Annotated in this window: 8 protein-coding genes; 4 read left to right on the top strand and 4 right to left on the bottom strand. The window is 43.7% G+C overall.

Features of this window, described 5'->3' with window-relative positions; all coding sequences use genetic code 11:
* Positions 1–288 precede the first annotated feature (288 nt).
* A complete protein-coding gene (locus AB6E78_RS22465) occupies positions 289–975 on the top strand; it encodes a MaoC family dehydratase (RefSeq protein WP_017059493.1) in 687 nt (228 codons plus the stop codon).
* Positions 976–1,053: 78 nt separating this feature from the next.
* On the opposite strand, the gene AB6E78_RS22460 is transcribed toward AB6E78_RS22465, so the two are convergent.
* Positions 1,054–1,869 (bottom strand): phosphate ABC transporter substrate-binding protein, encoded by an 816-nt coding sequence (locus AB6E78_RS22460; protein WP_372134239.1) that lies wholly within the window; start codon positions 1,867–1,869, stop codon positions 1,054–1,056.
* Between the two features lie 297 nt (positions 1,870–2,166).
* On the opposite strand from AB6E78_RS22460, the gene AB6E78_RS22455 reads away from it, so the two are divergent.
* A complete protein-coding gene (locus AB6E78_RS22455; RefSeq protein WP_017059495.1) occupies positions 2,167–2,529 on the top strand; it encodes a DUF3024 domain-containing protein in 363 nt (120 codons plus the stop codon).
* Between the two features lie 184 nt (positions 2,530–2,713).
* Here AB6E78_RS22455 and AB6E78_RS22450 read toward each other — a convergent pair whose 3' ends face one another.
* Positions 2,714–3,544, bottom strand: coding sequence for an AraC family transcriptional regulator (locus AB6E78_RS22450; protein WP_017064362.1), 831 nt, complete (start codon positions 3,542–3,544; stop codon positions 2,714–2,716).
* A gap of 218 nt (positions 3,545–3,762) precedes the next feature.
* Positions 3,763–5,769 carry an exoribonuclease II gene (gene rnb / locus AB6E78_RS22445; protein ID WP_017059497.1) on the bottom strand — a complete coding sequence of 669 codons (2,007 nt, stop codon included), beginning with the start codon at positions 5,767–5,769 and terminating at the stop codon, positions 3,763–3,765.
* Between the two features lie 309 nt (positions 5,770–6,078).
* Here rnb and AB6E78_RS22440 point away from each other — a divergent pair, with 309 nt between their 5' ends.
* A complete protein-coding gene (locus AB6E78_RS22440; protein ID WP_080582207.1) occupies positions 6,079–8,148 on the top strand; it encodes a DEAD/DEAH box helicase in 2,070 nt (689 codons plus the stop codon).
* A 730-nt stretch (positions 8,149–8,878) separates the two neighbouring features.
* A complete protein-coding gene (locus AB6E78_RS22435) occupies positions 8,879–10,072 on the top strand; it encodes an acetate/propionate family kinase (RefSeq protein ID WP_372055964.1) in 1,194 nt (397 codons plus the stop codon).
* 269 nt (positions 10,073–10,341) lie between these two features.
* Here the strand turns inward: AB6E78_RS22435 and AB6E78_RS22430 are convergent.
* The coding region (locus AB6E78_RS22430) for a GlxA family transcriptional regulator (RefSeq protein WP_372130745.1) at positions 10,342–11,285 on the bottom strand (944 nt) is incomplete at its 5' end.

Genomic DNA, 11,285 nt, shown 5'->3' with positions numbered 1-11,285 from the left:
TTCTTCTTGAAGATAAAAGCGGCTTTCCCCGGAAAGCCGCGATGAACCTTTTTTTATTCCACTTATGAATAAAAACGCCATTTATATAAACAAATGTTTGTCATGTGATAGAGCTAACACTCTAATTTGGGTTTTGTAATAAAATGATGTTTTATTGGTAAGTATATGTTTAATATGATTTTAACAAGGTTCAGCTAACGGTTGTATGCTCGAAAACATTTGCACAATAGTGTGAAGTGTTTCAAAATTACGAAGTTATATTGAAATTTTTTGTGCATTGAGGTTCTTATGAAAGTCATTGATTTATTTAAACACCGAGGCGATAGCATGTCTTCGCAACACTCAGAGTTTATGCAATGGATGTCTCCAGCTCTTAGAGATTACTGGGGCGACTTTCTTAATCGTACGCAAAATAGCCATTTCTTTGCGTGGGTTCGTGATCACCACAAACCTGCTGTCAATGAAGATGCACCAGAGATGCCGGTGGAACAGCCGATCGTACTTAAGCCAGAAGCACAACTTGTGTTTGATGAGCTTAATCAACAGATCGGTGAAGTCATCCATACTGGCGACTGGATCAATGTAAGTCAAGACCGTATTAACCAGTTCGGCCTTGTTACTGAAGATATGCAGTGGATTCACACTGAGCCTGAAAAAGCGGAAACAGACTCTCCGTTCAAAACAACCATCGCACATGGTTTTTTAACTTTATCTCTGCTTCCTCGATTGACTGACAGTGTTGACCCTGACAAGTCTCAATTCCCAACAGCGAAGATGGTCGTAAACATTGGTCTTAACCAAGTACGTTTCCCATACCCTGTTAAATCGGGCAGTAATGTTCGTGCTAAAAGTACGCTAACAAAAGTAACGCCAATTAAGAAAGGCCTAGAGATTGAACGTGAAATTCGCGTCGAAATCGAAGGTATTCGTCGTCCTGGCGCTGTGATCGTTTCAGTGATTCAACTTCACTTCTAAACGAACCATATAGATTCCAAAAAGAAAGAGAGAGCTTAATGCTCTCTCTTTTTTTTTCATAAGATAAAACTCACTCACTTATTTAATGCGAGTGTAGCCGTACTCTTCGATAAGGTCTTGCCCTTGCTTTGACTTCACGAACTTGATGAAGTCTTTGCTCTCGTCAGAAACTGAGTCTGTCTTGTGCAGCAACAAGAATGGGCGAGCCAATTCATAGCTGTGGTTAGCAATGTTCTTAGATGTTGGCTCTACGCCTTCAAATGTAATTGCTTTAATCGAACGGTCGATTGAACCAACAGAGATAAAACCAATCGCGTGTGGGTTATGGTTAACAATCGTTTTAACCATGCTGTTGCTGTTTACAACCAAGTTATTTGGGTTGATGTCAGACACTAGACGGTCATTAATGATCTTCGTTAAACCAAGCAAGCTTTCGAAGCTATAGCGTGAGCCAGAAGACGCTTCGCGAGTGACAACTGCGATAGGCTGATCTGCGCCACCCACAGCTTTCCAGTTCGTGATTTTGCCTTTGTAGATATCGAACAGCTGCTCACGTGTAATGTTGCTTACAGCGTTTGAGCGGTTAGTTACTACAGCTAGGCCGTCAAAGGCAATTGGAAATACCTTCAACTTCTCGTCTTGTTCGCGGTCGGTTAAATAACGCGAGCTCATACCGATGTCAGAGACACCTTTATTAACCATGGTAATACCTGCTGTAGAACCAATGCCCTGAACCGCAATATAGTTATCAGGGTGAGTCTTGTTGTACTCCTCAGCTAATACATCCATCACTCGTGATACTGAAGTGGAGCCCGAAATAGTGGTTTCTTGTGCTAAAGCAGCATGAGAAGACAGGGCTAAGGATAAAAGAGAGGCAAGCGCGACTCGTAACATAAACAACTCCTAGTTAATAACATTTGTCGCATATGATAGGTCGGTTATATGACACTTTTGTGAAATTCCATACTCTCGATGTATAGCTGTTCGCTTGATGAGTCGTAGCTTTCTGGGTTTCCGAAAGCAAGATTCGTTTCTGGGAGCAGGGCAGGTATTTTGATTACGCTTGTTCGCTAAAATGTTTGTTGAGTCCTAAGCTAAGTAGAGGAATTCACTACTTAGAAGTTTCTATGAAGTTTCTATGAAGTTTCTATGAAGTTTCTATGAAGTTTCTATGAAGTTACAAGGAGTGTTATGTCCGTCATTCATATCGAGCTGAATCGTCTTTTAATTGGGGCCGAGAGGCTCTGTACATCTCGAAATCGAAGTTTACCTGTCGAGCTAGGCAAATCCCTATATGAAGAGTGTGAGGGTGGTGTGCTGTTTTCTCAGGCGCATTATCTACTCGACTCATCTCACAGTGATTATACAAACGAGATCGTCTGCGTGACTTTTGATGAGTCGCTGTCTTGTTGGTTAGTGATGGTGCCGCTTGAAGGGGATGTCGAAACCGACTCTGTGAATTGGGGGCCGTATCCGTACCTTCCTAAATCGAAGGATCTTGATGCTATTTTGGCGGAAATAGAAAAAGACCCTAAATCGTACTTCTGGTCATAGTCACTCTGTTTTCACGTTTGCTGGTGGCCTGCTCGCAAAGCTGAATCAATGAGTATCAAAACTCAACCACTGAATCCCAAAGCCAAATCATCTCATCCCACACCCAAGTGGCTTAATATTGAAGCCACTTGGTTTACACCAGTTCCCAACTAAGACGTCCACATCAATCTATCGCTTTGTTTCTTTAAACTTGCGGCTTTACGCTCTGCAGTTGTGCTTGTGCCACTAGCGATCGGAAGTCTTTTGGTGTTTTTCCGTGATACGTTTTAAAGGCCGTGCTGAAGTGAGCGGCACTTTTAAAGCCTGACTCATACGCGATTTGAGTGATCGACTTATCCGATGTTCTTAGCTGAGTGGCTGCATGAGCAATACGTTTTATCTTTAATAAGTTTGAGAACGACAGATCTTCAGCCGATAAGCGACGTTTAAGCGTAGCCGGTGACATTCCCATGTAACTGGCGAGCGTATCCAAAGAGATATTGTTTTCAATGTTTTGCTCGATGTAATGAATGACTCTTTGGGTCACGGTTAACCTTGAAGCTCGAGCAATAATAGCCAATAGAGCTGGGTACTGTTCCACCATCAAAGACAGCAAACTTAAGCCTAATTGAGTGAGTGCGTAGTCATTCTGAGAAGAAGAGTTGGCCAGTGACATGATGAGATCTTTCAACTGACAGAGCTCAGTATCCGTTTGATTGAACTTAATGTACTTGTCTGGGATTCGAGCGGACTCTAAATCGCTGAACTGATTAATGAACTTTTGAAAGATAGCCAAATCAAAATCTAAGCAGGTTGCGCTGAATTCGCCATTTTCAGTGTTAACCGTGATGTCTTTAATCTGACCAGAATTGTAAAGGGTGAAATCTCCCGCTTGCAACGAGGCTTGAGTACCATTGGGCAACACAAAAGAAATGCTGCCTTTCGACACTATAAAGATACCGTTTTTAGAGGCAGGATAACGTTCTCGTCTCCTGGGAATGAAGTTTCTGAACTGAGTAACTGTGATTGATGACATAGTGAGCTTCTTTGACGTTGTAAATTGATTGCTTATTGATTGTTTTTTTTAAGTATTGTTTAAGCATGAGACATTTACAAAAAAGGCGCTAATAATTAGCGCCTTTAGAAGTGAACCTTTGAAGCTTTTGACCTTGATAGCTTTGACCTTGAAAGCCGTAACCTTGAAAGCCGTAACCTTGAAAGCCGTAACCTTGAAAGCTGTAGCTGTTAAAGCCTTTAAGCTTCGGTTTCGTTTGTCGTTTCAGGCTCGCTAGGCAAGTCCGCAAATACTTGAGTAGGTTTTGCTACTAAGTTACGGTTTTCCTGATTAACTTCAGAGAGAACTACTTCTAAAACGTCTCCCAGTTTGTATACCATTTCTTTATCGATAGATACAGTACCCATATCACCGTTGCACTCTATTCTTTCTTTATTATTAAGAATGAGAGATCCAGGGATAAATGCAGCAGCACCATTTTCAAGTAAACGTACACGCATACCTGCACGGTTAATATCGAAAATCTCAGCTTGGAAACGAGTTTCTTCTGCTGGAGCATTGGCTAGAGTGCGAGCATACAACCAATCGCCAACATTACGCTCAGCCATGCCGTGGTGACGGCGGTGCAGGGCAAGTTCATCACCGATAGTTTCATCTGGTGTTTGAATTGGCGCTTTACCTAAGATGTGTGCTTTAAGCATACGGTGGTTAATCATGTCGCCATATTTACGAATTGGAGAAGTCCAAGTTGCGTAAATATCTAATCCCATCGCGTAGTGCGGTGCAGGCTCATTGCTGATCTCGCTATACGCTTGGAATTTACGAATACGGTTGTCGTAGTAGCTGTTATCTAAAGAACCTAACCAACGACGTAGAGTAGCAAAACCTTCTAGAGAAATGATTTGCTCTTCAGTGAACGGCGTTTCCGCTTGCGGGTTTACCAGTTCAAGAACGTCGGAGATTTTCTCAGCCTTGAAACCAGAATGGCAGTTAAACACACCTTGGTTGAAGCTCTCTTTTAGTACTCGGCCCGCACAGATGTTCGCGCTGATCATTGATTCTTCAACCAGCTTGTTTGCGCTACGACGCATGTCAGCGTGGATAGCGACAACATCGTTATCTTCGCTCAGTTCAAAGCGGTAGTCAGGGCGATCTGGGAACACAACAGCGTTTGCTGAGCGCCATGCTGAACGTGCTTGAGCAAATTGGTGAAGATCAGAAACAATTGCAGCAATCTCTTCTGATGGTTGCCATTTCTCTGATGCACCTGTTTCTAGCCAGTCTGATACGTTGTCGTAAGCAAGACGAGCATGAGATTTGATGTTTGCAGCGAAGAAGTTAATGTCATCACCGATAACGCCATCTTTAGATACCGTTACTGTGCAGCAAAGTGCAGGACGAACTTCGTTCTCGATCAGTGAACATAGGTTGTCAGCAAGATCACGAGGCAACATTGGGATGTTGCGACCAGGAAGGTAGATAGTGAAACCGCGCTCGCGTGCCACTTTATCCATCGCATCATCTGGAGAGATGTAAGCCGTTGGATCAGCAATTGCGATAGTCAGTTCAAAATCACCGTTCTCTTTCTTCTTCGCGTAAAGCGCGTCATCCATATCTTTTGTGCTTTCGCCATCGATAGTCACAAAAGGGACGTGCGTCATGTCTACACGTTCAAGATCGGCGTCATCGTTGATTAGCCAGTTGTCGATGCCTTCAGGCTCACTGTTTGGTAGATCGTTTTGTGCCAGCGTTACCCACCAAGGTGCAATCTTGTCGTCAGCGTCTGTGATTTTCTCAGAGATCTGAGCCAAGAATCCGTTGTCACCTTTTAATGGGTGTTGAACGATATGAGCAACAACCCAGTCACCTTCTTTAAGCGTTTCAGGGTTTAGACCCTTCATTGCTTTCGCTTTAAGTTGCAGTTTTTTGAGCTGCGGGTGATCAGGAACAACGTTCAATCGGCCTTTGAAAAGCTTAACTCGTGCAATAAAGCGAGTAAGACCTTGTTCAACCAATTCCTCAGGCTCTGCTACTTCGCGCTCTTTCTCTGTGCGAATGATGGCAATCACCTTGTCACCGTGCACACATTTCTTCATGTACGGAGGCGGGATAAAGAAGCTTGTTTTGCTATCAACTTCGAGAAAACCAAAACCTTTTTCAGTGGCTTTGATGGTACCTTCCTTTTTAGGGAGGGTTTCTTGGATTTGCTGCTTGAGCTGAGCGAGTAGAGGATTATCTTGAAACATTTTGACTTTTATCTATCGAGGACAATTGAGCACACTATAATCATTGCGAGGCTTGATTACTACTTAAAGGCGAAGTGAGCGTTAATTAATTGCCCTCTTATTTAACTAGGTCAATTTGCTAGGAGATGGGTGCTGTGACGAGATATTCATCAAGTTTTGACGATATGATAACCAGTATTGATGTAAAAGCGAAAAATATGTGATGTATTTCAATTTTTTCTGGATTTTTTTATGCATTTAGGGAATAATCCGCCTCCCTTAGACGTCCCTAATGGCTTGAAGTGTTTTATTACTGCTTCGTAACTCTGAATGGAATCAGTATCTGATTGGATCAGTATTGGAATTGATAGAGCTCCCGGGACCTTTTGTTTACTTATATATAGTGGGATCCCAATGTCCGAATCTGTAATTCAATTTAATGAATTAGCCCTAAACGATAACATTCTTTCAGCTCTTGATAGCATGGGTTTCGTTTCTCCGACTCCAATCCAAGCAGCAGCTATTCCTCTTCTTCTTGAAGGCCGTGACGCACTAGGTAAAGCACAGACTGGTACTGGTAAAACAGCAGCATTCTCTCTGCCTTTACTTAACAAAATCAACCTGAACCAACACAAACCACAAGCAATCATCATGGCTCCTACTCGTGAGCTAGCGATTCAAGTTGCTGCGGAAATCAAAAACCTTGGCCGTGATATCAAAGGTCTTAAAGTTATTGAAATCTACGGTGGTGCTTCAATTGTTGACCAAATGCGTGCTCTAAGCCGCGGTGCTCACATTGTTGTTGGTACTCCAGGTCGTGTTAAAGACTTACTAACTCGTGACCGTCTACACCTAGATGAAGCACACACATTTGTTCTTGATGAAGCAGATGAAATGCTGAAAATGGGCTTCGTAGATGACGTTACTTGGATCCTAGAGCAAGCTCCAGAATCTGCACAACGTGTACTTTTCTCTGCAACTATGCCTCCAATGGTTAAGACTATTGTTGACCGTTACCTACGTAACCCGGCTAAAGTTGACGTTGCTGGTACTAACCACACAGTTGATAAAGTAGCGCAGAACTTCTGGGTTGTTAAAGGCGTAGAAAAAGACGAAGCAATGTCTCGTCTTCTAGAAACTGAAGAAACTGACGCGTCAATCGTATTCGTACGTACTCGTCAAGACACTGAGCGTCTAGCTGATTGGCTATCTGCACGTGGCTTCAAAGCTGCTGCACTGCACGGTGATATTCCTCAGTCTCTACGTGAGCGTACTGTTGATCACATCAAACAAGGTGTTATCGACATCCTAGTTGCAACTGACGTTGTAGCTCGTGGTCTTGATGTTCCACGTATCACTCACGTATTCAACTACGACATCCCATTCGATGTTGAATCTTACATCCACCGTATTGGTCGTACTGGCCGTGCTGGACGTAAAGGTAAAGCGATCCTACTAGTTCGCACTAACCAAATTCGCATGCTTCGCACAATCGAGCGCGTAACTAAGTCTCAAATGGAAGAAATTCAACTTCCTCTACGTGACCAAGTTGCTGCTGCACGTGTTGCTAAGCTTGGCGCTGAACTTGAAACTGAGAAAGAAAGCAAAGCACTAGAAAACTTTGCAGGTCTTATCTCTACTCTTCAAGAGTCTCTAGAAGTTGATGCTGCTACTCTAGCTGCAATGCTTCTTAAGCGTCAGCAAGGTAAGAGCCCACTATTCTACGTTGGCGAAGACCCAATGATCGCTGCTATTGAGCGTGATAAGAACCGTCGCAAAGAGCGTCGTGAAGATCGTGACAACGGCCGTGACGGTGGTGGTCGCAACTTCAATACTCAAGATTGGGATACTTACCAACTACAAGTTGGCCGTGAGCAAGGCGTTCAGGTTAAAGACATCGTTGGCGCACTAGCAAACGAACTTGGCCTAACTAAAGGTTCTATCGGTGCTATCAAGCTAGACCAAGGTTCTACTTACGTTCAACTGCCAAAAGCAATGAACTCTGAAACTGCTGGTAAGCTAAGCAAACTTCGCATTCGTCAAAAAGAAGCTGGCGCTGTAGTTGTTGATTTCAATGACTTCCGTGAGCCTCGTCGTGGCGGCGGCGGTCGTGATGGCAACCGTGGTGGCAACCGTGGCGGTCGTGATGGTGGCGGCTACCGTGGTAACCGTGAAGGCGGCAACCGCGAAGGTGGTAACCGTGAAGGCGGTCGTGGTGGATACCGTGGCAACCGTGATGGTGCTCGCGATGGTAACTCTGCTGGCGGACGTGATGGCGAACGTCGTTTCGACCGTAACCGTGGTGGCGATCACCGTGGTAACTTCCGTGGCGAACGTGGCCATGGTAACGGCAATGGCGGTGGTAACCGTGGTCGTCGTCCAGAGCGCAACGAAGGTTAATCAACCTGTCGCTTAGACGCTTTAGGTCTAGACACTGAATTTAAAAGCCGAGCGTAATGCTCGGCTTTTTTGTGCCTGCTATTTGAACTTAAGCTTTGGTTGGCTCGATATTCGTAGCTAACTTACTTTAATCAAGCTTCGTTCCTGTAACTATGCTTCGTCCATGAAACTAAGCATCGCGCCTAGAACGAATGTTAGTGCCAAAACTTAGCTGTATCGCGTTCTAAGCCTATACCAAAACATTCTAAAACAAAGAGTGAAGGCTATCTAAGCGTCGTTACAGTGCATCTATTCGTAGAGTTGTGCTCGAAGGCAATCAAAATAAGATCAGATCACTATTCTCAACTTCAGTGAGCTTTTTGATGCAAACACTGAGCAATTGAGAAATCGAGCAAAAAGTTATCGGTAATGATAAGCAGACGAAAGGGAAGGGTGGTTGTTTTTTAAGCGGATCACCTGCATTTGTTCGAGTCGCTTTAATTAACTGAATCAAGTTAAAAATAACGTGAGCACTCGTTTGCGTCACCTGTTCATTAATTTTCTTATTCAACTATTTTTTAATTTCGCTCTCGAAATAAATAATTTAATGACCAAGATCAACTTAATTGTGTTCATTTAGTGATTTTTTCAAAACAAAAGTTGAAAGATTCAAAAATTATTGAATAATGGACTTAACTAAAATTGAAGTAAACACTTCATCCAATTCGTACTGAAACAGGATCCATATCCAATGTCTAATTCGTTTGTTCTGGTTATTAACTCGGGTAGTTCATCCCTAAAATTTGCTGTAATCGATTCTGTTTCTGGTGAAGCAGTATTAAGTGGCCTAGGGGAGTGTTTTGGTCTTGAAGATGCTCGTATGAGCTGGAAATATCAAGGCGAGAAAACTGAAATTGCCATTCAAGGCGAAGATAACCACCACAAAATTGCCATTGGCAAATTGGTTGGCCTGATGGAAGATCTAGGCTTCACTGCTGATATCGTGGCTATCGGTCACCGTATCGTTCACGGTGGTGAGAAGTTCACTCAAACCGTTCGTATTACTGAAGAAGTAACGAACGAAATTGAAAGCCTATCTGACCTAGCTCCACTTCATAACCCTGCAGGTGCTGTCGGCATTCGTGCTGCGATTGAAGCTTTCCCTTCTCTACCTCAATTTGCTGTATTTGATACGGCTTTCCACCAAACAATGCCACAACGTGCATTCACTGGTGCAATCGCAAAAGAGCTATACACAGACTTCGGCGTACGTCGTTACGGTTTCCACGGTACGAGCCACTACTTCGTTAGCCGTGAAGCTGCGAAGATGGTTAACAAGCCTATCGAAAAATCTAGCTTTATCTCTGTTCACCTAGGTAATGGCGCATCTGTATGTGCAATCAAAGACGGTAACAGTGTTGATACTTCAATGGGCTTCACACCACTTTCTGGCCTAATGATGGGCACACGTTGTGGTGACCTAGACCCAGGCATCATCGAATACCTACTTAAGAAAGGCTGGTCACAAGAGCAAGTATTTAACTCTCTAAACAAGGAGTCTGGCTTCCTTGGCGTGTCTGGTCTTACGAGCGATGCTCGTGGCATCTTAGAAGCAATGGAAGAGGGCCATGAAGGCGCTAAGCTTGCGTTTGAGGTGTTTACTTACCGCGTATCAAAATACATTGCTTCTTACCTTGCAACGCTAGATTCTTTAGACGGCATCATCTTCACTGGTGGTATCGGTGAGAACTCTCTACCAATTCGTCGTGAAATCCTAAACAACCTTAAGATTCTAGGTTTCGTTGAAGATGTAGCAGGTAACGAATCTGCTCGCTTTGGTGCTGAAGGCATCATCGGTAAGTCTGAAATGCTAAACGCATTAGCAATGGTTATCCCAACCAACGAAGAATTCGTGATTGCTCAACAGTCGGTAGAACTACTGTAATTTACTTTAAAAACAGATGGTTAAAAGCGAGCTTAGTGCTCGCTTTTTTTGTGCTCATATGTTGGATAGACCATCGCTAAGTGGCCTTATAGCGAGATAGTCAAAACTCATTCTATTGATTTCGGCAAATCATTTTGTAGCTTCAAACTAGTGATGTTAGGGCTGGCTTGTGATGCCCCAAAAACGCCTAGAATTGAACTTGCAAGGTTTCAGATACAAAAAGTAATAGATGCGACGATCTAGCCCCATCGCCCTCAATGAAATTAAGACTATTGCTTGAATGTAGTGCGCCACTGAATCGGCGATACATGAAAAGCCGATTTAAAGTGCTTTCTGAATACACTGTCAGAGCCAAAACCCGCTTGCTCTGCAACTTGAGGTATCGATAGTTTCGTGGTTTCTAATAGACGTTGGCTAAGCTCCAAACGTCGGTTTTGCAGCCATTCACCAAATGTACAGCCATAGGTGGATTTAAACTGGCGTGTGAAGGTACGTTTACTCATCGCACAGCGCTCAGCGACTTCATCTAGTGAGTGACACTGATTAAGGCTCTGCTCCACCAGCTCAATCACAAGGCTAATACTTGTCTCTGTAAGAGGTTTTATGTTGACTGGTGCTGGTATGTATTGCTGCTGTCCACCAGTACGAGATGGCGCAGTCACCATCTTACGTGCGAGATCATTCGCGAGCTCACTACCACACAAACGGCGCACTATATGTAGACAACAATCGAGTGAAGCAGCTACTCCAGCAGAGGTAATGATAGTCTCATGTTCAACAAATAGAGGGTTTGGGTCAAAATCCACCTTAGGAAATTGCTGCTGAAATTGTTCGGAAAACGCCCAATGGCTTGTGGCACGTTTTCCATCGAGAACGCCAGCACATGCAAGTACATAAGACCCGAGGCAGAGTCCTACTAGTAGCTTACCTTTCCCATGATGCTCTATTAGCGCCTCTATAAGTCGCTCACTTGGCTCTGGCAGGTCATTTGGCCAGCTTGGAACAATCACAATATCCGCCTCTTTAATAGCGCTCAAATCTTTATCGATCACCACACCAAATCCAGAGCTTGTTTCAAACTGCAAGCTGTTTTCGCAACAGATCCTCAAGTCAAACCGAACCGGCTGACCGAAAAAGATATCTTGAAACACCAGACAAGGCACAGAGAGATGAAAAGCACTGATGCCTTCAAAGGCTACCATCGTAATTTTAA

The sequence above is a fragment of the Vibrio sp. 10N.247.310.98 genome, from assembly GCF_041467395.1.
Classification (GTDB): Bacteria; Pseudomonadota; Gammaproteobacteria; order Enterobacterales; family Vibrionaceae; genus Vibrio; species Vibrio crassostreae_C.
Note: the sequence above shows the minus strand (reverse complement) of the source record. Positions and strands in the feature narration are given on the sequence as shown.